The following is a 21524-nucleotide window of genomic DNA, read 5'->3' on the forward strand; positions in this document are numbered from 1 at the left end:
CGTGCCCACCCTCACCCACCACGCCCCGTTCACCGCGGAAACGCCCCTCTTCGAGGTGCTGCGCGACCCACGTGGTCACGAGGTCGTGTCGCGGCACCTGCCCGGGCTGGTCGGCTCCGCGATCCTGCACACCCTGCACTCGTATCCCGTCGGTCTGGTCGTCGAGACCGAAGCCGGTCTCGCCGACGACCCGCACACGCAGCGCATCATCCTCTCCGACATCGCGTCGATCGACCGCAGCCTGCCGGCCCCGCAGCCCGCGCCCGAGCGGCTCGTCACGCCGTCGGAGGACTACGAGCGTGCGGAGGTGCGCGTCGGCTCGGCGAGGGCGCAGTGGACCGAGTCGGTGCCGGTGTACGGCCGCTTCGAGCTCCGGCTCGACGGACCCTCGCACGGCAACCCGTTCCGTGACGTGGAACTGCGGGCGCAGATCGACGGCCCCGACGGTTCGGTCTCCGTGCCCGGTTTCTACGACGGCGCCGGCGTCTTCCGTCTGCGGTACATGCCGGCGGGGGAGGGCACCTTCTCCTTCCTGACATCGAGCAACGCGCGGTCGCTCGACGGCGTCGCGGGCTCGTTCGAAGCCACCGCGCCGGCACCCGGTGCGCACGGGCCGGTGCGTGTCGCGGAGACGTTCCACTTCGCCCACGCCGACGGCACCCGCTACCGGCCGATCGGCACGACCTCGTACGCCTGGATCCACCAGGGCGACGAGCTCGAGCAGCAGACACTCGCGTCCCTCGAGGCGGGCCCCTTCAACAAGATGCGCATGTGCGTGTTCCCGAAGTCCTACCTCTTCAATGAGAACGAGCCGCCCCTGTATCCGTTCGAGGGGTCGCCGGACGCCGGCTTCGACTTCCAGCGTCCATCGACCGCGTTCTGGGCGCATCTCGAGCGACGCGTCGAGCAGCTCGGCGCGCTCGGGATCGAGGCGGACCTCATCCTCTTCCACGCCTACGACCGGTGGGGCTTCTCGACGATGGATCCGGTCGCGGACGACCGGTACGTGCGATACGCGGTCGCCCGCCTCGCCTCGTTCGCGAACGTGTGGTGGTCGCTCGCGAACGAGTACGACCTGCTGTTCGCGAAGACGACGGACGACTGGGAGCGATTCGCGCGCATCGTGCAGGGGGACGACCCCGTGGGTCACCTGCTGTCGATCCACAATTGCCGCGACTTCTACGACTACTCGCGGCCGTGGGTCACGCACGCGAGCATCCAGCGCCGCGACATCTACAAGACGTCGGAGATGACCACCGAGTGGCGCGAGCGGTGGGCCAAGCCCGTCGTCATCGACGAGTGCGCCTACGAGGGTGACATCGACCAGGGATGGGGGAACATCACCGGCGAGGAGATGACGCGCCGCTTCTGGGAGGGCGCCGTCCGCGGCGGGTACGTCGGGCACGGCGAGACCTACGTGCATCCGGACGACATCCTCTGGTGGGCGAAGGGCGGCGCCCTCCGCGGCAGCTCGCCGGAGCGGATCCGGTTCCTGCGCCGGATCCTCGAGGAAGGGCCGGATCTGCTCGAGCCGTCGCCGCTCGACTGGGACATCCCGAGGGCCGGGGTCGACGGCGAGTACTACCTCTACTACTTCGGCTTCAACCAGCCCACCTACCGTCGCTTCCTGCTCGACCCGGCGTTCGCGTACACGGTGGACGTGATCGACACGTGGCAGATGACGGTCACCCGTCTCGACGGCACCTACGCGGGGCGGTTCACCATCCCGCTGCCGGGCCGGCAGTACATCGCGGTGAGACTGCAGGTGGCCTCGTGAGCGTCGCGGGCGAGCACCCGTCGCCACGACTGGCGGGCAGGACGGCCCTCGTGACGGGCGCGGCGACCGGAATCGGTCGCGCCGTGGCCGACCGGTTCGCGGCCGAAGGCGCCCGCGTCGTCTACGCCGACCGGAATTCCACCGGCGCGATCGACGCCGCCGGCGGCCACGCCGACCGGCGAGCGGTGACCATGGACATCTCCGACGAGCGCAGCGTGGAGGAGGCGTTCGCGGAACTCGGTGATCAGTGGGCGCCGGATGTGGTCGTCGCGAACGCCGGGGTGCAGCTCTTCGGACACGACGCGAGAATCGCCGATCTCGAGCTCGACACCTGGCGCCGCACGCTCGACGTGAACCTGACCGGCACCTTCCTCACGGTCAAGCACGCGGTGCGCTCGATGCTGCGCTCCGGCGGCGGATCGATCATCGTCACGGGGAGTCCGACAGCGCTGAACGGCGAGGGAGCCGACTTCACCGCGTACAGCGCCTCGAAGGCGGGCGGTCACGGCCTCGCGCGCGCGGTCGCGGCGGCGTACGCCGAGCACGGCATCAGGGTCAACGTCGTCGTACCCGGGTACACCGAGACGACGCTCGTGACCGCGATCTCCGACGACGCCGACTCCCGCGCCGCGATCGTGGGCCGCATCCCGCTCGGCCGGCCCGGCACCCCACGCGACGTCGAGGGGATCATGGTCTTCCTCGCCAGTGACGACGCGTCGTTCGCGACTGGCGCGACGTTCACGGTCGACGGGGGGATGACGACGCTGTGAACACGGACGCCGGTGCGGACGCTCTGTACGAGGCGGCCGAGTCGGCCTGGGACGTCTCGGAACCACGGCCGGAGCCCTGGGCGCACGGGCCGTGGCGGCTCGAGCGCCGGGGTGACGAGCTCGCGGACATCCGCTTCGACGGCACCCTCGTGCTGCGGATGATCCGCGCGGTGGTCAGAGACCGGGACTGGAACACCGTTCCGGTGGAGGTCACCGGTGTGCACCGTGCCGCCGGCGACCTCCGCCTCGAGTTGCGGTTCGACGGGTTCGGGGTCGAGGCGACCGGCACGATCGCGGTGTCCGCGTCGGACGACGGGATCGAGGTGCGGCTCGCGCTCGCCGCGGTTCGAGCATTCGAACGCAACCGCATGGGACTCGTCGTGCTCCATCCGCCGACCGTCGCAGGGGCGGGACTCGAGGTCCGGTCGCCGGGTGGAGCCCCGACCCGCACCCGATTCCCGGAGCGCATCGCCCCGCACCAGCCGGCGTTCGACATCGCCGCGCTCACGTGGACCGCCGACGGTGTGACCAGCGCGCTGGAGTTCGAGGGCGACGTGTTCGAGATGGAGGATCAACGCAACTGGACCGACGCCTCCTTCAAGACCTACAGCACTCCTCTCGCCCGGCCGTTCCCGGTGCACGTGCGCGCCGGCGAGCGGATCGAGCAGAGCGTCGCCCTGCGATCCCGTCGCACCATGCCGGCGGCGCCGACCGCACCCGAGACGCGTCTCGCCCTCCGAGCGGCGGGCCGCTGGATTCCGGAGCTCGCGATCGGGGCGTCCACCGCGGCGGGTGACGTGCCGTCATCCGTTCGTGGGCTGCCGGTGTCGACCGTGCTCGTCGAGCTGGCGCTCGGTACCGGGAACTGGGAGGCGGCCCTCGACCGGGCGCTCGAGGAAGCGTGCGGGCGGCCGCTCGATGTGCGGCTGGTCGCGGCGGCGGGGTCGGAGATCGACGCCGCGTTCGCCGTGCTCGCGCGGGGCGACGTGCCCCTGCGCCGACTCGGGGTCTTCTCCGCGACGACGCACGTGACCGAGCAGGCTCTGTGGGATGCGCTGCGTCGAGGAGTCGCACGCACCGGGCTGACGGTCGACCTCGTCGGTGGGGCGCGATCGCACTACACGGAACTCAACCGGCGGCGTCACGATCTGCCGTCGGATCTCCCGGCGCTCGCGTTCAGCGTCACGCCGCAGATGCATGCGACGGAGCGTTCGCAACTCGTCGAGTCGATCGGGATGCAGAGGCTCGTGGTGGAGGACGCCGTCGCCATGGCGGCGGGCCGGCCGGTGCACGTCGGGCCGGTCACGCTGCGCCCCCGGTTCAACGCGGTGGCCACGAGCGCCGGACCGGCTTCGGACGTCACCACCGTCGCCACCGGGTACGGCGCCGAACATGTTCCCGGTGCCACCGATCCGCGCCAGGGAGCCGAGGCGCTTGCGGCGTGGACGGTCGCGAGCGCTGCGGCGCTCGCCGTGCAGGGCGTCGAGAGCATGACGTTCTACGAGAGCTGGGGGCCGCGCGGGGTGGTCGACGCGGCCGGTGAACCGTACCCCGTCGTGCGGGCGATCGACTGGCTCGCGGAACTCGCGGGTCGACCGATGCTCGAGACGACCGGCACCCGTTCGCCGCACGTCTGGATTCTGGCCGGCCGCGCCGAGGGCGGCGACATCGCCCTGGTGGCGAACCTGTCGGAACGGCCCGAGCGGGCACGCATCGCCGATGTCGCCGTCGATCTCGCGCCCTGGACCGCCGAGCGAGTCGAACTCACCGACCGCCGACGCGACGCAGAAGCACTTATATCTTCTTAGCAATCAGTCATAGACTTATGGCATGGCCAGCGTCGTAGCGATCATCGTCGACATCGTGCGCTCCCGCGAGCTCGAGGATCGCGCGGCCGCCCAGACGATGATCGAGTCGACGTTCGCGAAGGTCGCCGCCGTACATCCGCCCGTCCGCCCCCTGTGGGCCACGGTCGGCGACGAGTTCCAGATCGCGATGCCCGACGTCGCCTCGGCGGTGCGCACCACGACGCTCGTGCGCCTGCTGCTCACCGATGGAGTGGACTGCCGATTCGGCCTCGGCTCCGGTGAGGTGATCGAGGTCCGTCCGGGCGCGAGCGGTCCGATCCAGGACGGGTCGGCCTGGTGGAGTGCCCGAGACGCGATCGACGAGGCGCGGCGGCGCGAGAAGTCGACCGCCCCGTACGCCCGCACCTGGTATCGGGCGGCGGCGGCTCGAGAGGCCGCATCCGAGGGTCTCGTGAACGGGCTGCTGCTTCTGCGCGACGAGCTCGTCTCCGGGATGTCGCCGCGCGAACGCCGGCTGGCCGCAGGTTCGATGCTCGGCCGCACCCAGGTCGAGCTCGCGGCGGATGAGGGCGTCAGTCAATCCGCCGTGTCGCAGAACCTGCGTCGATCGGGCGCCCAGGCGATCGCGGCGGCGATGGATGCGCTCGCCCCCGACCGACGGCGGAACTCGTGATCGCCTCGACGCTGCTGTTCATGGTCGGCACGGCCGACGTGCTGCGGGCGCTCCCGCGCCCCGTGCGCTGGCCGGCCGTGGTGGTCGCCTGGTTGGCACTCGGGGTCGCCATCACGCTCGGCTTGGGTCTCGCATGGCCGCTCACTCTCCTGACCGTCATCGGCGCGACCGCCTGGGTGGCGCTCATGCCGTCGGACGACCGTGAGCGGCCGCGGCGCCTCTGGCCGGCGCTCCTGCTCGCGGCGGTCGTCGGCGCCGTCGTCGCGGTCGATGGCGCGGCACCGCGCGGTCCGCTCGCGACCGCGTGGCGCGAGTCCGCCGTCGGCCCCTTCGCCGACGTCGCGCCCGGGCTCGCGCTGGGGGCACTCGCGGTGGGCGTCTTCCTCACTCGCAGTGCGAACCTCATCGCGCGAGCCGCGCTCGGCCGCGCGCTCGGAGACAACGCCCCGACCGCCGCGTCGACGAATCCGGGATGGCGGGTGCGCATCGGGCGTGCCGAGGTCGGCGCCGTCGAGACGGTCCCGCGCGATCCGCGCACCCGGCCGACCCTGCGCGGGGGGCGGATGATCGGGCCGCTCGAACGGGTGCTCATCGTCGTGCTCGCCCTCGCCGATGCCTCGACGATCATCGCGGCGCTGCTCGCGGCGAAGGGGATCGTGCGGTTTCCCGAGATCTCCGAGGACCGCGGCACCGGGTCGAAGGCCGAGGAGTTCCTCGTCGGCAGTCTCACCAGCTGGGCGCTCTCCGCCGGCGCCGTGCTCTTCGTGTTGGCGGTGCAGGAACGCTGATATCCCGTCCGATATCAGCAGACACCTTATGCCCGAGACGTCCTCGCATCCGGCAGTTTTCGAGAAGCGGCGAGGGCGGTTCCCCGGCAGACTTCGAGAGGAACATCGAATCACCGGGGAGGAACACCATGACGGAGACCACGGACACGGCGATCGGAACCGCCGCGGAGCCGGAGACCTTCACCTCCGAAGAGCGCGCAGCCATGAAGGAGCGCGCGAAGGAGAAGATCGGCGAGATGTCGGGCGGCGATCGCGCGATCTCGGAGCGGTTCCACGCCCTCGTCATCGCCGCGGCCCCTCACCTCACCCCGAAGACCTGGTACGGCATGCCGGCGTACGCGAAGGACGGCAAGATCGTCTGCTTCTTCCAGCCGGCAGAGAAGTTCAAGGCGCGCTACGCGACGATCGGGTTCAACGACGCGGCGAGACTCGATACCGGGACGGTCTGGCCCACCTCGTTCGCTGTGACGGAACTCGCCGCCGCCGACGAGGAGTTCTTCGCCGACCTCGTCAGGAGGGCAGCGGGCTGATCGACCCGCCGGGGATGGTGCACCAGGGCGAGGTCTCGAAGGACCGCTGATCCCGGTCGAAGGCCGAGAAGCTCAGCGACCGTTCCCGCTCAGGCCCGCCGCGCGCAGTTCCGTCAGGTATTCGCTGTCGGCGGGGTGCAGGTAGTACGCCTCCGAGCGCGCGCCGTCGGGCGTCTGGATGCGCACGGGCGTGCCGCCGGCGCCGATGACGGCATCGAACGCCGTGAGCGGGAGGGCGGCACCAGGATTCGCCAGCAGCCACTCCTGCGTCGCTCTCTCGCAGCGAGAGAACCAGTGCCCTGCTTCGCCTGTGTTCACCGTCCCATGGTGGCGGTGCAAGGTGGCCGGCCGGTGAAGGGGCCGCAACCATCCGGAGCTGTCTCGAGCGCGCGCCGTGCGATCCGGCGCAGGGGAGCTCGGTGTCAACAAAGTTGACACCGAGCGGGGGTCGTCGCAGACTCGATTCGTCCCGACACCGCGGTCGGGCCTGTCGAAGGAGCATCATGCGCGATCCGAACCGTCCGCTCACCGCCAAGTCGTCCATCGGTGACTGGCTCGATCATCCGGTGGGTGGCCCCCTCCTGCGCGACCTGCTCGCTCAGGGTGGTCAGGACGAGAGCGCGCTCAAGCCCGTGCGACTGTTCGCGTTGCAGCGCCTCGTCACGCTGAGCCAGGGCAAGATGCCGCAATCCGTGGTCGACGACCTCGTCGCGAAGGCGAACGGCGGTGTCACCCCGGTCGTCGACGACGAGCCGGAGGAGCCCGCGGCGGGCCCCGCCCCGTATGCCGAGCGCATCACGCCCGGCCGCTTCGAGGGCCAGACGGTCATCGTCACGGGCGCCGGATCCGGGATCGGCCGGGCGACCGCGTCCCGCATCGTCCGGGAGGGTGGCCGCGTCGTCGCCGTCGACATCTCGCAGGAACGGCTCGCGGAGTTCGCCGCGGCACACACTGATGCCGACGTGGTCGTGGTCACCGGCGACATCACGAAGGACGACGACGTGCGCGCGATCGTCGAGGCGGCGGGGAGCCGGGTGGACGGGCTGGCGAACATCGCCGGGATCATGGACGACATGACGCCGCTGCACGAGGTGTCGGACGCGGTGTGGCAGCGGGTGTTCGCCGTCAACGTGGACGGCTTGTTCCGTCTGTCGCGCGCCGTGCTGCCGCTCATGCTCGCAGCCGGTCGCGGATCCGTCGTCAACGTCGCGTCCGAGGCGGGCCTGCGCGGGTCCGCCGCGGGCCTCGCGTACACGGCGTCGAAGCACGCGGTGGTCGGGATCACCAAGAGCTCGGCGTACATGTACGGCGGCAGCGGCATCCGGGTCAACGCGGTCGCCCCGGGACCGGTGGCGACGAACATCCAGGCCACGTTCGCCTCGGAGCTCGGTCAGGAGCGCATCGGCGCGGCGATGCAGACGCTGCCGCCCGTCGCGGAGCCGGCGCAGCTCGCCGCCTCGATCACCTTCCTGTTGAGCGACGACGGCACGAACGTGTCGGGCGCGATCCTGCCGTCGGACGGCGGCTGGTCCGCGCAGTGACGCGCGGCCGTCAGGGCGTGATGAGCTGCTGGAGCATCGCGCCGTAGCGGCGGGCGAGGTCGTCGGTGAGGGCGGCGAGCAGCGTCTCGTCGCCCACCACCCACAGGCTGTAGAAGAGTCCGCCGACGATCGAGGCGCACATCGCCGCACGCAGCTCGGCGTCGTCGCCCTCGAGTCGCTCGCGCAGCGGCGCGACGAACGCGGACACGTGTACGTCCTTGAGCCGTGAGCCGACGCCTTCGGTGTCGCTCGCGCGCAGCAGCGCGAGGTACACGCCCCGGGTCTGCTCGCCCGAATCGAGCATGAAGCGGATGAAAGCCTCACCGAGCCCGTCGAGCGGACCGTCGAGCAGCGCCGCCGGTTCGAGGGCGAGCTGCATCGTCTCGAGGAAGAGCTGCTCCTTGCCGGCGAAGTGCCGGATCACGAGCGCCGGATCGACGGCCGCCTCCGCCGCGATGTCGCGCACGGTGGTGCCCGCGTACCCGCGCTCGGTGAACAGCCGCTCGGCGGCGGTGCGGATCGCGTCGCGCGACGAAGCGCGGGGCGTGGTCGTGTTCACCCGTCGATGCTAGGCCCGCCGGGGCCGGATTCAGGGCTGCTGAACCTGGATGAGGACCTTGCCGACGGTGTTGTTCTGCACCGCGTCGTGCGCATCTGCGGTGCGCTCGAGCGGGAAACGGTGCAGGGGCAGACCCGCCGCCTCCCCGATCGGCAGAGCGCCGTCGCGGATGGCGGCGTTGACGTCCTCCGCACCCCGCGTGATCGCCTCGGCGCCGACCGTGTAGAGCAGCACGAACTGGTAGCGCAGATTGAGTCGCATCGCCTGCCCGACGTCGACGGTCAACGGCCTCCCGCGATCGTTGGCGTACGTCGCGATCGTCGCCCGTTCCCGCACGACCGCCGTGTTGAGCGCGTCGTTCGCGCTCACCGCCACCTCGACGACCTGATCCACACCATCCGGCGCGAGAGCGCGGATGCGCGCCACCGCGTCCTCCTGCGTGTAGTCGACCACGTCGTGCGCTCCGGCGGCTCGCGCGAGCGCGGCCTTCGCGTCGTTGCTCACCGTCGTGATCACGCGCGCGCCCGACCAACGGGCGAGCTGGATGGCGGCGTGGCCGACCGCGCCGGCTCCGCCGGCGACGAGCACCGTGCGGCCCCGCAGGGCTCCCGGATGCAGGCGGTCCGGTGCGTCCTCGGCGACCGTCAACGCCCGGTGAGCGGTGAGTGCGGGCACGCCGAGACTCGCACCCAGCTCGAAGTCGGCCTCATCCGGCAGCGGGATCACCCGGTCGGCGGGGACCACGGTGTACTCCTGTGCGGTGCCGCTCCGCGGCCGCTGGTACGCCGCGATGACGAGCCACACCCGGTCGCCGACGCGCACGTGCGAGACGCCCTCGCCCACCGCATCGACGATGCCCGCGCCGTCCTGGTTGGGCACCGACTCGCCGACCGAACCCGCCGCGCTCCCGGATCCCTCACGCGCCTTCCAGTCGGTCGGGTTCACTCCCGAGACGACGACCCGCACGCGGACTTCGCCGGGGGCGGGATCGGGGACGCTCCGGTCGACCAGGGTCAGGCGGGAGGAGTCACCGGGCGTCGTGTAGATGATGGCCTTCATGCTTCAGGCAACGCCGTGACCGCGGCGCCGATTCCTCGATGCGCCGACGGATCCTGCCCCCTTCCGTCGTCCAGCGAGGTGTTACCCGGATGAAACGGAGCCGGGCGTACACTCCGAAAATGGAGCAGGCGAACAGCACGACGGTCGTCGTGGTGGGCCCCGGGTCATCCGAGGTGCTCGACGATCTCGACCGTCTTCCCAACGTCACCGCGGCACCGCTGGGCAGCGACCCGGATTCGAGTGTCGCCCATTTCGTGCGCGGCGCGCACACGTCGTACGTCGCGCACGACCGCGATCCGCTCGAACACGTCGCCGCGGCGTGGGTCGAACTCTTCGAGGAACGGGCGACACTCGGCACGCTCGATCTCGAGGTCGAGACGGCGGTGGAGGCGTTCCGGCGTGGCGCTGCCGAGCTACCCGACTACTACATCGTGCTCGAGCCGGAGTCGCTCGTCGGCACGTGGAAGCACTGGTGGCTGGGCGTGCTCGGCGACGCCTCGCCCAACCGGGTGCTGCCGGCGGAGTCCGACGTCGCATCCGTGCGCCGGATGCTGGGACGCCTGCCGTCGGGCCGACCCTGGCCGCAACCCGACCGCTGGTTGCCGGCACTGCGGATGCGCGTGCCGGACCGCGTCGGCATCGCCGGCGCCTGACCTCCGGTCCCTGAGCCCGTCGAAGGGCCGGTCGAGTAGGGCGCCCCGGCGTATCGAGACCCGGTGCTCGGCTCCCGCTGGTCGAGTAGGGCGCTCTGCGCCCGTATCGAGACCTCCGTGCGTGCGGACCCGCGGTCGGGTCGTCGTCCGTGGGGGTCTCGATACGGCGGCTTCGCGCGCCTACTCGACCGGCGGGTGCTGCGTAGCGACGAGGGCGACCTCGACGGCGGCGAGGTGCTCCTGCGGCGCCATCACGAAGGAGTTGCGCAGGGTGCGCTGCGGGATCCACTTCGTGCGCCGCCGGAACTCCCGCGCGGCCTCCGGGCTCTGCTGCGTGAGTGCGTCGATGACCGCCTCGTACGCGGACTCGTCGGCGACGACGCGGTCGAGCGGGGTGTCGAGGGTGATCGGCGCCCGCTCGGCGGCGGCCGCCTCGAGCTCCGCGGTGAACCGGTGGTGGCCGGAGCCGACCTCGGTCTGCTCGGCCCCGGGCAGCTGCACGCGGGCGCGCACGCCCGCCGGCACCACGACATCCACCTCGAGCGTCGAGCCCGCGCGTCGCCACTCGACGCTCGCCAGCCCGTACGGTGTCTCGTGGGCGGTGCGTGCCCAGTCGAGGCCGTCGAGCGGCAACGGGCGCACGTCGATCGCGCGGTACCCCGGCTCAGCGGGAGCGAGTCCGCCGACGGCACGGTGCAGCCAGTCCGCCACGGCGCCGAACGCGTAGTGGTTGAACGACGTCATCTCGCCCGGGTTGATCGAGCCGTCTTCGAGCATGCTGTCCCAGCGCTCCCAGATGGTCGTCGCGCCCATCGTCACGGCGTAGAGCCACGACGGGTTCTCGCGCTGCAGCAGCAGTCGGCGCGCGACCTCGACGTGCCCGGCCTCGACGAGCGCGTCCTGGATGAGCGGCGTGCCGACGAAGCCGGTGCTCATGTGGAACCCCGCGGCCCGCACCAGCTCGGCGAGCCGGTCGCCCATCGCCTGCCGCCGCGTCGCATCCTGCACGATGCCGAATCGCAGGGCGACGGCATAGGCGGTGGGGGCGTCGCTCAGCATGCGGCCCGCGGGGGTCACGTATTCGCGCACGAAGGCGTCGCGGATGCGGTCGGCGGTTCCGGCGTAGCGCTCGGCGTCGTCGGCGCGACCGAGCAGAGCCGCCGTGTCGGCGACGAGGCGCGTCGAGCGGTACAGGTACGCCGACGCGACGATGTCGGGGTCCGTCTTCGCGTCGGCCGGGTGCTCCGGAGGGGCGTCGGGGTCGAGCCAGTCGCCGAACTGGAACTCGCCCTCCCACAGCATCCGCTCGCCCGCGCGACGCAGCAGGGCATCGGCCCACGCGCGCATGCTGTCGTACTGCGTCTCGAGCACGTCGCGGTTCGCGAACCGCTCGTAGAGCGCGGTCGGGACCACCGTCGCGGCGTCGCCCCAGGCGGCGGCCGGCGCAGCGTCGCCGGGAAGGGGGTCGGGCACGACGAACGGCACGACGCCGTCATTCGCCGCCTGCTCGAGCGCGAGGTCCTCGAGCCACGACGACAGGAACGCGTCGCAGTCGAACAGATAGCTCGCGGTGGGAGTGAAGACCTGGATGTCACCGGTCCAGCCGAGGCGCTCGTCGCGCTGGGGGCAGTCGGTCGGCAGCGAGAGGAAGTTGCCGCGCATGCCCCAGACGACGTTCTCGTGCAGCCGGTTGACGAGCGGATGGGAGGTCTCGAACCAGCCGGTGCGTCGCATGTCGCTGTGCAGTACGACAGCCTCGACGGCGTGCGGCGCGAAGTCGCCGGGCCAGCCGTCCACCTGGGCGTAGCGGAAGCCGTGGAAGGTGAACTTCGGTTCCCACACCTCGAGGCCTTCGCCGCGCAGGGTGTAGGAGTCGGTCGCGGCGGCCGCGCGGAGCGGGCGCAGCCCGAGCTCGCCGTGTTCGAGCACCTCCGCGTGCCGGAGGGTGACCGTGCTGCCGGCGGGCCCGTGCACGGTGATGCGCAGCCGCCCGACGAGGTTCTGCCCGAAGTCGAGCACGGTCGCACCGGAGGGGGTGGTGATCACCTCGGCAACGGGAACGGTCTCGATGCGGCGCACCGGCTCGGCGGCACGGGGCGCGGGGGTGACGTCGACCGGAACGATGGTGGCGGCCGGCCATTCGGCGTCGAAACCGGGTTGCGACCAGCCGGCCATCTCGAGCCGCGCGTCGTAGTGCTCTCCGGCGTAGATGCCGCTCGCGGTGCGGGGGCCTTCGGATGCGGTCCAGGAGTCGTCGGTCGCGATGACCTGCTCGGCGCCGTCGTCGAAGGTGAGCACGAGCTGTGCCGAGACGCTCGGCTGCGGCCCGTAGAACGGGCGCGCCATCTCGCGGAACCCGTAGATCTCGGTGAACCACCCGCCGGCGTAGTCGATGCCGATCGCATTGGCGCCGGTGTGGATGAGGCTCGTCACGTCGGCGACATCGAACAGCAGGCGGTGCTGGTAGCTCGTCCATCCGGGCTTCATCTCGCCGTCGTCGACGGGCGTGCCGTTGATCTCGACCTGGTGCACGCCCTGCGCGGTGGAGTAGAGGTAGGCCGATCGCACCGGACGGTCGACGACGAACTCCCGGCGGGCGAGCGCGGGGCGGGCGTCGTCCGAAGGCGCGGCGAGGCCGATGAACGGGGCCTGCCATCCGGCGCCGCCGAGGTGGCCCGCCGTCACCACGACCGGCTCGCTCCATGCGGAGGTCGAGCCGTCGGCGCCGGTGACGCGGACTCGCAGGGTGCGCTGCTCACGGGGCTCGAGCGGGGCGAAGGGCCACTCGACCGCGACGGACTCCCCGCCGACGTTCGCCGTCTCGCCACCGCCGTCGATCTCCGCACTCGCCTGCACCCAGTCCGTGCGGTCGCTCTCGACGATCCAGCTCAGCCGTGGTCGCGCGTCGGCGACGGGGGCGCCGTCGTTGCGGCGGCCGGCGCGGAGGCGGATGACGCGCACGTCGTCGGTCGTAGTCATGGAGGGTCCTTCCTCGGGGGACAGCGGTGTCCTCACGGCCGATGGCGGCCGGAAGCGTGGAACGATTCAATCACGAGCTCTGTAGAACGGTCTACTCCGTGCGTCGATCCCCTGCATCCGACCGTCCTCAGCGGCGTCGGAGCAGGGAACGACGTCGTACGGGGGCGGTCGACCCACGCACCTTGAGGGTCGGCGTGCTGACGTACTCGACGGGTTCCGAGCGGCCGGCGATCTGCTCGATGAGCAGGCGCACGGCCTGCCGCCCCATCTCGACACCCGCCTGATCGACCGTCGTCAGTGAGATCGCCGGGTGATCGGCGAGGTCGATGTCGTCGTAGCCGATGACGGATACCTCCGCAGCCGTGAGTCCGAGTGCCCCCACGGCGCGCAGGGCGCCGAGGGCCAGCTCGTCGTGCGCGGCGAAGATCGCGGTGGGGCGGTTCGGTGTCTGCAGCAGCGCGCGGGTCGCCTCGAAGGAATGCCGCTCCGTGGGGCCGGTGCGCACGACCTCGACATGCGATCCGTGTCCGGCAGCGCGCATCATCCGCTCGTACACACCGAGACGGATGGCGTGCGGGGTCGAGTTGCCGAAGGTGACCGCTTCACTGCGGGTGACGTGCGCGATCCGCTCGTGCCCGAGGGAGAACAGATGGTCCATCACGAGCGCGGCGCCGACGGCGTCGTCACCGACGACCCGGTCGTAGTTCGATGCGTCGTCGTGGCGACCCAGCATCACGACGGGGGTCCGCTCGGCGAGTCGGGCGAGCCAGTCGGCCTGCACGAGTGGGGAGACCGCGACGATCCCGTCGACCTGCCGATCGGCAAGTGCCTCGAGCGCTCGATAGCCCTCGACCGCGTCGGTCTCGATGCCCGCGTCCGCGGGGGCGATGATCAGCTGGTAGTCCGTACCGGCGATCGCCTCTGTCGCGCCTTTGAGGATGCGGATGAAGAACGGGTTCCCGAACTCCGGGATCTCGATCCCGAGGGTGAAACTCGACCCTCGCATCGCGCGGGCGGCCACGCGCGGACGGTAGTTCAGTTCCGCGATCGAGGAGTTGACGCGCTCGCGCATCGTGTCGCTCACGCCGTAGGCGCCGCGAATGACCTTGGATACCGCCGCGCGCGAGACGCCGGCATGCCGGGCGACGTCTTCGATGGTCGCGAACTTGCGTCCGGTCACGTTCGACATGCGTCCTCCATCGTGCCGACCGCGATGCCGGCGAGGCCAGACTAACCGAGCGCGGGCGGGTGGCGGCAGGGATCGAACGCGGAGGCGAAGGCAAACGTAGATCGCTCTACGCGTTACGCATCCGTTAGCGCCAAACGTTTGACATCGATCTACACTCGGCCGTAGCGTGTGTGCCGAGCCGATGTTGAACCGATTCAACAATCGGCACCACAGAGTGGTCCTTACAAGGAGGTAACGGATGATTTCCCGTCGTTCACGACGCACCATGCTGGCCGTCGGTGCCAGCGGGCTCGCGCTCGGACTCACGCTCACCGGCTGCAGCACCGGGGGCGGCAGCTCCGACGGCTCCGTCGAGCTGTCGTACCTCGTCGACAATGCCGAGAGCACCGTCGCGACCGCGGAAGCACTCGCCGAGGCCTTCAACGCCGAGCACGAGGGCGAGATCACCGTCAAGGTCGATACCCGTCCGCAGGGCGCGGAAGGCGACAACCTCGTCAAGACGCGTCTCTCTACCGGGGAGATGGCGGATGTCTTCGCCTACAACAGCGGATCGCTGTTCCAGGCTCTCAACCCCGACCAGACGCTCGTCGACCTCTCCGACCAGGACTTCGTGGACAAGTTCGACGAGAACTTCGTGAAGGTCGTCTCGGGCGAGAACGGCGTGTACGGCGTGCCGATGGGGCAGTCGATGGGCGGCGCGATCCTCTACAACAAGGACATCTACGCGGAGCTCGGTCTGCAGGTGCCGACCACGTGGGATGAGTTCGTCGCCAACGCCGAGGCCGTGAAGGCGGCCGGCACGGCGGCTCCGATCATCCAGACGTACGGCGACACCTGGACGTCGCAGCTGTTCGTGCTCGGCGACTTCGCGAACGTGCTCGCCGAAGACGAGGACTGGGCCGAGAAGTACACGGACAACGAGGCGAAGTACGTCGACGAGCCCGCCTTCGCCGGCTTCCAGCACCTCGAGGAACTCGGCAAGGCGGACCTGTTCAACGAGGATTTCGCGTCGGCCACCTACGACGACGGCGTGCGCATGATCGCGACCGGTGAGGGCGCCCATTACCCGATGCTCACCTTCGCGTCCGGCCCGCTCGTGCTCAACCACCCCGACGCGGTCGACAAGGTGGGCACCTTCCCCATCCCGGGCGAGAGTGCCGAAAGCAACGACCTGACCGTCTGGATGCCGGGAGCCGTCTACATCCCGAAGTCGACCGAGGGTGAGAAGCTCGACGCGGCGAAGACGTTCCTCGCGTGGCTCGCCACCCCGGAGAGCTGCGACATCCAGGCCGAGTCGAGCGCTCCGCAGGGGCCGTTCGTGGTCGAGGGCTGCGAACTGCCCGACGACGCCCCGGCGATGGTCACCGACATGCAGCCGTACTTCGACGAGCAGCGCACCAACCTCGCGCTCGAGTTCCTCTCCCCGATCAAGGGACCGGCCCTCGAACAGATCACCGTCGCGGTGGGCTCGGGCATCACCTCCGCCGCGGAGGGCGCCAAGCAGTACGACGACGACGTGACCAAGCAGGCCCAGCAGCTCGGCCTCGACGGCTGGTGATCCACACCGCCTGACGACGTGATGCGGGGGCTCGGAAGCGGGCCCCCGCATCCTCGATCGTCCGACCCTCGATCGATGGAGATCCCATGAGCACCCTCGCCGCTCCGCCCCTGCGGCCGTCCCCGGACCGGAAGCAGCGCCGGGCCATGAAGAGCCCGTATCCGACCTGGTTCTTCCTGCCGGCCGGTGTCTTCTACGTCATCCTCTTCCTGGTCCCGACCGTCGTCTCGTTCTACTTCGCGTTGACCCGGTGGACCCTGTTCGACGTCGAGTTCATCGGATTCGACAACTTCGTGCAGTTCTTCCGCGAGCCGGCCCTCATCCAGGGCTTCGTGAACACCTTCGTCTACGCGTTCCTCACCTCGGGCCTCAAGGTCGTGCTCGGCCTGCTGCTCGGCGTGCTGCTCACCTCCCAGATCGTCGCCCGGGGCTACCTGCGCAGTGTCGTGTTCTTCCCGGTGCTCGTCTCCACGATCGGCGTCGGCATCACCTTCAAGGTGCTGCTCGACCCGTTCGACGGCATGGTCAACCAGGCCCTCGCGGCCATCGGCATCGAAGGTCCCGGCTGGCTCACCGACCCGGCCTGGGCGCTCCTCTCCGTCGCGCTCGTCGACGTGTGGAAGGGCGTCGGACTCGCGACGCTCATCTACATCGCCGGTATCGTCGCGATCCCGCAGGAGTACTTCGAGGCGGCCAAGGTCGACGGGGCGAACGCGTGGACGAACTTCTGGAACATCACACTGCCGCTCGCGCGGCCGGCCACCGTGACCGTCGTCATCCTGTCGCTCATCGGCGGTCTGCGCTCGTTCGACCTCATCTGGGCGATGACGCGAGGCGGACCCGGGTACACGAGCGATGTGATCGCGTCGGTCATCTACAAGCAGTACCAGGCCGGATTCTTCGGCCTGTCCACCGCGGGCAACGTCGTGCTCTTCCTCGCGATCGCCCTGCTCGTCGTGCCCTTGCAGGCATGGCTCAACCGGAAGCGAGACGACGAATGAGGAACCGGGTCTGGCGCTACGGCGGCGGTGCACTGGCGATCGTGCTCTCGGTCGTCGTGTTCATCGTGCCGTTCGTGTTCATCGTGCTCACGGCCGCGAAGACGCCGCAGGAGGCCTCGCTCCTGCAGTTCAGCTGGCCGACCGAGTGGGCGTTCTTCGACAACCTCGCCGAAGTGGTCGCCGCCCGCGACTTCATCCTCGTGCGGGCCTTCGTCAACAGCGCGGTGCTGACCGTGGCCGCAGTCGCCCTCATGGTCGTGCTCGCCGCGATGGTCGGGTACGTGTTGCAGCGGCGCCGCAGCAAGTGGAATCCGCTCGTGAACTTCCTCGTGCTCGCCGGCCTCATCATCCCGCCGGCCGTCGTGCCCACCATCTGGGTGCTGCAGGGGCTCGAGCTGTTCAAGACGCTGCCGGGCCTGATCTTCGTGCACGTCGCCTTCGGACTGTCGTTCTGCGTGCTGCTGTTCCGCGCGTTCGTGGCGACCATCCCGCGCGAGGTCGACGAGGCGGCCGTGATCGATGGAGCCGGTCCGCTGCGGCTGTTCTTCACCGTGATCTTCCCGCTGCTGCGATCGGTGATCGTGACCGTGATCGTCGTGCAGGCGGTGTTCGTCTTCAACGACTTCACCTACGCCCTGTACTTCCTGCCGGGCGACGAGAACGCGACCGTGCAGCTGACGCTCTACAACTTCCAGTCGCAGAGCCTCAGCCAGTGGAATCTGCTGTTCATGGACGTGCTCCTCATCACGATCCCGCCGCTGATCATGTACATCTTCTTCAACCGGCAGATCGTCGCGGGCATGACCTCCGGTGCCGTCAAGGGCTGAGCGGCCGGGCCTCGTCGACACGTCGGGGGTGTCCGCGGCGACGCGGCGGATGCCCCTGGCCTCGCGCGACGAGATCCTCGCCGCCGCGCGGCGAGCGAGCCGGGATCCGTTCCCCGACCTGCCGGAGGATCCCCGCCCGGTGTCGTGGATGTACGGCCCCGGTCAGTACGAACTGGCCGTGCTGCACCGGCTCGTGCGCGACGGGCTCGCCGCCAACCGGTTCGCGCACTACGCGCAGAACTTCGGTGTGCTCGACGCGCGTTCGGTGTTCCGGGCGGACGCACTCGGGCCGACGGGACGCCTCGTCGTCGCGGCGACGGGCACGCCGACCGTCACCGCCGACGGCGCGGACGTTCCGGCCGCCGCGGTTCCGGACGGATGGGCGATCGAGCTCCCGGCCGCGGTGCGCCGCATCACGGTCGTGGTCGAGCCGGCACCCGGTGGGCCGGCCGCGATCGCCGTGCTCGCCGGCGACGGACTGCTCGCCCCCTCGTGGTCGGATGCGGCCGGGCATCCGCTCACCGTGCGCCCGGGTACACGTGACACCGCACCGCACGCGCTCGGGGAACCGGTCGTCGAACTCGTCCCGCTCGGCGACCGTGCACACTACGCGCTGCCCGCGGCCGCGCTCGCCCGCGTCGTGATGCGCGCCCCCGAGCGGCCGACCCTCATGAGCGGCGAGTCCCTCGCCGAGGCGGCCGCCGCTCCCCACGAGGCGGAGACGGCGCACGAGGTCGTCGCGACGGGCACCGGCCGGTGGGCGTCTCGGCACGAGCTCGGGTTCCGCCACCTCACGGTCACCGACCCGGTTCCCGAGGCGGTCAGCGTCGAGGCGCGCATCCGCCCGGTGCCGCGGCGGGGCGCCTTCGTGTGCTCCGACGACACCCTCACCCGCATCTGGGCCACGAGCGCGTACACGCTGCGCTTGTGCCTGCAGGGCCTGGTGATCGACGGCATCAAACGCGATCGGATGCCGTGGGCGGGCGACCTCGCGCTCAGCACCCTCGCGAACGCGTTCGCCTTCGCCGACGCCGACATCACGCGCGACACGATCGTCGCGCTCGGGAGCCCGCGCGACGGCTACGTCAACGGCATCTCGGACTACTCGCTGTGGTGGCTGATCAGCACCGCGTTCTACCGTCGGCACTTCGACGACCCGCACTTCGCCCGGGAGGAGGCCGAGCGGGTGCACGCCTTCGTCGAGCGGCTCGTCGCCGACGTCGACGCGCGCGGACTGTTCCGCCCGCGCTCGGTGCCGAGCGGCTTCAGCTCCGGCAACGACGGCGGGGTGTTCATCGACTGGGGTGTCCGAGTGCCGCCGGGGCGTTCATCGACGGCGCTGCAGGTGTTGTGGGTGTGGGCGCTGCGCAGCGCCGAGCGGCTGCTCGTCGACGCGACCCACGCGGGCGCCGAGCGGGTGGCCGAAGCGGCGCGATCCGCCGAGCGGGCGCTGCGCGCCGACGCGTGGGATGCGCGACGCGGGGTCTGGCGCGAGCACCTCGAGCAGCCGTCGGAACCCGATGCGTACGCGAACCTGCTCGCCGTGCTCAGCGGTCTGACGGATGCGGGGGAGAGCCCCGCGGTCGTCGAGGCGATCGGGGCGACGGCCGGGCGCACACCGTTCATGGCGTCGTTCGCCCTCCGCGCCCTCGGCGTCGCCGGCCATCGCGCCGCGGCCGTCGACCGCATCCGTCGCGACTGGGGCGCGATGCTTGACACGGGCGGCACGACCTTCTGGGAGGAGTTCGCCGACCCGGGGGAGAGCCCCTACGCGATGTACGGTCGGCCGTTCGGCAAGAGCCTGTGCCACGCCTGGGCCGCCGGTCCGGCGGCGCTGCTGCCGGAACTCGTGCTCGGCATCCGCCCGCTCGCCGACGGCTGGACGCGCGTCGCCGTCGACCCGGACCTCGGCGACCTGGAATGGGCAGCGGCCGTGGTGCCGCTTCCGCACGGCGACCTCGTGGTGCGCGCGGACGGCGACGGCGTGCACGTCGACGTGCCCCCGGGCACGGTACTCGTGCGCGACGGCGCCGACACCCCCGGCCCCGCCCGCGTCAGCTGGTCGCTCGCCCCCTGATCCCTTCGCTGGTCGAGTAGGGCGCTCTGCGCCCGTATCGAGACCCCGTGTCCGGGACCCGGGGTCGAAGCGCCGTCCGTGGGGGTCTCGATACGGCGGCTTCGCGCGCCTACTCGACCGGCGTGGTTGCGGTCGGGCTCGCGAGTTGGCGAATACATCTCTATAGGCGACGTTTTCGGGTGCTTTTCGCCAACTCGCGCATCCGTTGGCCCTCGACCGGCGGGCGCGCGGGCGCGCGGCGGGCGGGTCAGAAGGCGTAGCGCACCTGGACGTACGGGGTCTCCTCGTCGATGACGCGCAGCAGGTCGTCGAGGTAACGGCGCTTGGTGCTCGACTTGTACCGCACGTTCCACGCGCCGTTCTGCGAGCGCTTCGCCTCCTGCAGCTCCGGGCGCCACAGCAGGTCCTCCGCCTTCGGATGCCACCCCATGTTCACCTCGTGCAACTGCTCGTTGTGGGTGAGGAAGATGATCTCGGCCTTCAACTGCGCCTTGGCCGCCGGGCCGATTCCCGCATCCAGTTGGCGCAGCATCTCGCGCCACTCGTCGAGCCAGCCGTCGACGACGATCACGGGAGAGAAGTTGACGTGCACCTCGTAGCCGGCGGCGACGAAGTCGTCGATCGCCGCGATGCGCTCGCTGATCGGGGAGGTGCGGATGTCGGTGATCTTCGCGATGCGTTCCGGCATGAGCGAGAAGCGCACGCGGGTGCCGCCCTGCGGGTCCCAGTCGAGCAGGTCGCGGTTGACGAACTTCGTCGCGAACGACGCCTTCGCCGTCGGAAGGTCGCGGAACAGCTCGACGATGTCGCGCACGTTGTCGCTGATCGCGGCATCCACCGAGCTGTCGCCGTTCTCACCGATGTCGTACACCCAGGCATCGGGATCGCACTGATTCGGTTCGAGCTTCATTCCCTGCCGTTGCACGTGCCGGGCGAGGTACCCGGTGATCTGCTCGATGTTGACGAACGTCGTCACCGGGTTGCTGTAGCCCTTGCGGCGCGGCACGTAGCAATACGCACACGCCATCGCGCAGCCGTTCGACAGCGACGGGGCGATGAAGTCGGCCGAGCGTCCGTTCGGCCGTGCGGTGAGACTCTTCTTGATCCCGAGCACGAGCGCCTCCGTCTTGATGCGCACCCAGCGTTTGACGTTCGTCTCGTCGCCGTGCAGTTCCGGGATGCGCCAGTGGCTCGCCACCTCGATCACCTCGGCGTCGGGCCAGCGCTCCAGGATCTGGCGACCACGCGGCAGTTCCACGGCCGCGGGCTCAGCGTAGATGCGCCGGATGTCGAGCATCGGGCGCTCGCGCGGTCGGGCGGGAGCGCCGCTGTCGATGCCCTGGGTGTCGGTCATCCCGGCACCCTACGAGCCGGCGCTGGCAACGACCCCTCTCGCTGGGTGCCGCCTGTCAGACCCCGGCGAATGAGTCCTTCGCGTGAGCGGCGTCGAGCTGGATGCCGCGATTGGAATGGGCGGCGTTGGTGAACGCGTCGAGCATCCGGCGGTGCACCGGCACCGGGTCGACACCGTCGAACTCGAACTCCAGGTCGAGACCGGCGTGCATCCACAGGATGCAGCGGCGGGCTCCCGCCTCGTCGCTGCGCACCCACGAGATCACGAATGACTCAGCGCGACGGAGCTTCGACGTGGCCACGAGCTGCAGACAGGTCAGCACCTCGTCGTCGAGCGGGATCGGCTCGCGTTGCGCGCCGTAGTACAGAGTGCCCATGCGGT

19 protein-coding genes are annotated in these 21524 nt (G+C 70.5%); 12 read left to right on the plus strand and 7 right to left on the minus strand.

Annotation, left to right across the window (positions count from 1 at the left end):
• Position 1: 1 nt before the first annotated feature.
• From CLV46_RS00815 to CLV46_RS00840, 6 genes are all read left to right on the plus strand, one after another.
• Positions 2-1777: a DUF5605 domain-containing protein gene (locus CLV46_RS00815; protein WP_245866410.1), complete on the plus strand. Its 1776-nt coding sequence runs from the start codon at positions 2-4 to the stop codon at positions 1775-1777.
• Positions 1774-2547, plus strand: a complete 774-nt coding sequence (locus tag CLV46_RS00820) for an SDR family NAD(P)-dependent oxidoreductase (RefSeq protein WP_100363042.1) — start codon at positions 1774-1776, stop codon at positions 2545-2547. Before CLV46_RS00815 ends, CLV46_RS00820 begins: the two co-directional genes overlap by 4 nt.
• Positions 2544-4355, plus strand: coding sequence for a D-apionate lactonase family protein (locus CLV46_RS00825; protein WP_100363043.1), 1812 nt, complete (start codon positions 2544-2546; stop codon positions 4353-4355). Before CLV46_RS00820 ends, CLV46_RS00825 begins: the two co-directional genes overlap by 4 nt.
• Positions 4356-4377: 22 nt before the next feature.
• Positions 4378-5028 carry a SatD family protein gene (locus CLV46_RS00830; protein WP_100363044.1) on the plus strand — a complete coding sequence of 217 codons (651 nt, stop codon included), beginning with the start codon at positions 4378-4380 and terminating at the stop codon, positions 5026-5028.
• Positions 5025-5816, plus strand: a complete 792-nt coding sequence (locus CLV46_RS00835; protein ID WP_100363045.1) for a hypothetical protein — start codon at positions 5025-5027, stop codon at positions 5814-5816. Before CLV46_RS00830 ends, CLV46_RS00835 begins: the two co-directional genes overlap by 4 nt.
• Before the next feature lie 128 nt (positions 5817-5944).
• On the plus strand, positions 5945-6346 hold the full coding sequence (locus CLV46_RS00840) for an iron chaperone (RefSeq protein WP_100363046.1): 402 nt from the start codon (positions 5945-5947) through the stop codon (positions 6344-6346).
• A 72-nt stretch (positions 6347-6418) separates the two neighbouring features.
• Here the strand turns inward: CLV46_RS00840 and CLV46_RS00845 are convergent, their stop codons facing one another.
• Positions 6419-6664, minus strand: coding sequence for a hypothetical protein (locus tag CLV46_RS00845; protein ID WP_100363047.1), 246 nt, complete (start codon positions 6662-6664; stop codon positions 6419-6421).
• A 185-nt stretch (positions 6665-6849) separates the two neighbouring features.
• On the opposite strand from CLV46_RS00845, the gene CLV46_RS00850 reads away from it, so the two are divergent.
• Entirely contained in the window at positions 6850-7887 is a 1038-nt protein-coding gene (locus CLV46_RS00850) for an SDR family NAD(P)-dependent oxidoreductase (protein WP_100363048.1), read from the plus strand.
• Positions 7888-7897: 10 nt separating this feature from the next.
• On the opposite strand, the gene CLV46_RS00855 is transcribed toward CLV46_RS00850, so the two are convergent.
• Both CLV46_RS00855 and CLV46_RS00860 read right to left on the minus strand, forming a co-directional pair.
• The gene (locus tag CLV46_RS00855) at positions 7898-8446 is read right to left on the minus strand and encodes a TetR/AcrR family transcriptional regulator (protein WP_100363049.1); all 549 of its coding nucleotides are present in this window, start codon (positions 8444-8446) and stop codon (positions 7898-7900) included.
• 30 nt (positions 8447-8476) lie between these two features.
• Positions 8477-9505, minus strand: coding sequence for an NADPH:quinone reductase (locus CLV46_RS00860; RefSeq protein ID WP_100363050.1), 1029 nt, complete (start codon positions 9503-9505; stop codon positions 8477-8479).
• A 119-nt stretch (positions 9506-9624) separates the two neighbouring features.
• Here CLV46_RS00860 and CLV46_RS00865 point away from each other — a divergent pair, with 119 nt between their 5' ends.
• Positions 9625-10158, plus strand: coding sequence for a hypothetical protein (locus CLV46_RS00865; protein ID WP_100363051.1), 534 nt, complete (start codon positions 9625-9627; stop codon positions 10156-10158).
• Between the two features lie 180 nt (positions 10159-10338).
• On the opposite strand, the gene CLV46_RS00870 is transcribed toward CLV46_RS00865, so the two are convergent.
• Positions 10339-13137: a family 78 glycoside hydrolase catalytic domain gene (locus CLV46_RS00870; RefSeq protein WP_100363052.1), complete on the minus strand. Its 2799-nt coding sequence runs from the start codon at positions 13135-13137 to the stop codon at positions 10339-10341.
• A 127-nt stretch (positions 13138-13264) separates the two neighbouring features.
• Positions 13265-14326 carry a LacI family DNA-binding transcriptional regulator gene (locus tag CLV46_RS00875; RefSeq protein WP_100363053.1) on the minus strand — a complete coding sequence of 354 codons (1062 nt, stop codon included), beginning with the start codon at positions 14324-14326 and terminating at the stop codon, positions 13265-13267.
• 238 nt (positions 14327-14564) lie between these two features.
• Here CLV46_RS00875 and CLV46_RS00880 point away from each other — a divergent pair, with 238 nt between their 5' ends.
• From CLV46_RS00880 to CLV46_RS00895, 4 genes are all read left to right on the plus strand, one after another.
• Positions 14565-15884: an ABC transporter substrate-binding protein gene (locus CLV46_RS00880; protein ID WP_100363054.1), complete on the plus strand. Its 1320-nt coding sequence runs from the start codon at positions 14565-14567 to the stop codon at positions 15882-15884.
• Positions 15885-15970: 86 nt separating this feature from the next.
• Positions 15971-16885, plus strand: a complete 915-nt coding sequence (locus CLV46_RS00885; RefSeq protein WP_100363055.1) for a carbohydrate ABC transporter permease — start codon at positions 15971-15973, stop codon at positions 16883-16885.
• Positions 16882-17712 carry a carbohydrate ABC transporter permease gene (locus CLV46_RS00890; RefSeq protein WP_100363056.1) on the plus strand — a complete coding sequence of 277 codons (831 nt, stop codon included), beginning with the start codon at positions 16882-16884 and terminating at the stop codon, positions 17710-17712. The genes CLV46_RS00885 and CLV46_RS00890 overlap by 4 nt, the downstream gene beginning before the upstream one ends.
• Positions 17713-17761: 49 nt before the next feature.
• Positions 17762-19789 (plus strand): alpha-L-rhamnosidase-related protein, encoded by a 2028-nt coding sequence (locus CLV46_RS00895; RefSeq protein ID WP_100363057.1) that lies wholly within the window; start codon positions 17762-17764, stop codon positions 19787-19789.
• A 247-nt stretch (positions 19790-20036) separates the two neighbouring features.
• Here CLV46_RS00895 and CLV46_RS00900 read toward each other — a convergent pair whose 3' ends face one another.
• Together CLV46_RS00900 and CLV46_RS00905 are read right to left on the minus strand one after the other, a co-directional pair.
• Positions 20037-21143, minus strand: a complete 1107-nt coding sequence (locus tag CLV46_RS00900) for a spore photoproduct lyase family protein (protein WP_245866411.1) — start codon at positions 21141-21143, stop codon at positions 20037-20039.
• 55 nt (positions 21144-21198) lie between these two features.
• A complete protein-coding gene (locus CLV46_RS00905; RefSeq protein ID WP_100363058.1) occupies positions 21199-21519 on the minus strand; it encodes a DUF7882 family protein in 321 nt (106 codons plus the stop codon).
• Positions 21520-21524: the final 5 nt, after the last annotated feature.

Source organism: Diaminobutyricimonas aerilata, assembly GCF_002797715.1.
Lineage (GTDB): Bacteria > Actinomycetota > Actinomycetes > Actinomycetales > Microbacteriaceae > Diaminobutyricimonas > Diaminobutyricimonas aerilata.

Bases quoted from the DNA above. Each gene is read 5' to 3' on its own strand.
- CLV46_RS00830 (WP_100363044.1), top strand. From the start codon at position 4,378: ATGGCCAGCGTCGTAGCGATCATCGTCGACATCGTGCGCTCCCGCGAG.
- CLV46_RS00840 (WP_100363046.1), top strand. From the start codon at position 5,945: ATGACGGAGACCACGGACACGGCGATCGGAACCGCCGCGGAGCCGGAG.
- CLV46_RS00850 (WP_100363048.1), top strand. From the start codon at position 6,850: ATGCGCGATCCGAACCGTCCGCTCACCGCCAAGTCGTCCATCGGTGAC.
- CLV46_RS00860 (WP_100363050.1), bottom strand. From the start codon at position 9,505: ATGAAGGCCATCATCTACACGACGCCCGGTGACTCCTCCCGCCTGACC.
- CLV46_RS00865 (WP_100363051.1), top strand. From the start codon at position 9,625: ATGGAGCAGGCGAACAGCACGACGGTCGTCGTGGTGGGCCCCGGGTCA.
- CLV46_RS00870 (WP_100363052.1), bottom strand. From the start codon at position 13,137: ATGACTACGACCGACGACGTGCGCGTCATCCGCCTCCGCGCCGGCCGC.
- CLV46_RS00875 (WP_100363053.1), bottom strand. From the start codon at position 14,326: ATGTCGAACGTGACCGGACGCAAGTTCGCGACCATCGAAGACGTCGCC.
- CLV46_RS00880 (WP_100363054.1), top strand. From the start codon at position 14,565: ATGATTTCCCGTCGTTCACGACGCACCATGCTGGCCGTCGGTGCCAGC.
- CLV46_RS00885 (WP_100363055.1), top strand. From the start codon at position 15,971: ATGAGCACCCTCGCCGCTCCGCCCCTGCGGCCGTCCCCGGACCGGAAG.
- CLV46_RS00890 (WP_100363056.1), top strand. From the start codon at position 16,882: ATGAGGAACCGGGTCTGGCGCTACGGCGGCGGTGCACTGGCGATCGTG.
- CLV46_RS00895 (WP_100363057.1), top strand. From the start codon at position 17,762: ATGCCCCTGGCCTCGCGCGACGAGATCCTCGCCGCCGCGCGGCGAGCG.
- CLV46_RS00900 (WP_245866411.1), bottom strand. From the start codon at position 21,143: ATGACCGACACCCAGGGCATCGACAGCGGCGCTCCCGCCCGACCGCGC.
- CLV46_RS00905 (WP_100363058.1), bottom strand. From the start codon at position 21,519: ATGGGCACTCTGTACTACGGCGCGCAACGCGAGCCGATCCCGCTCGAC.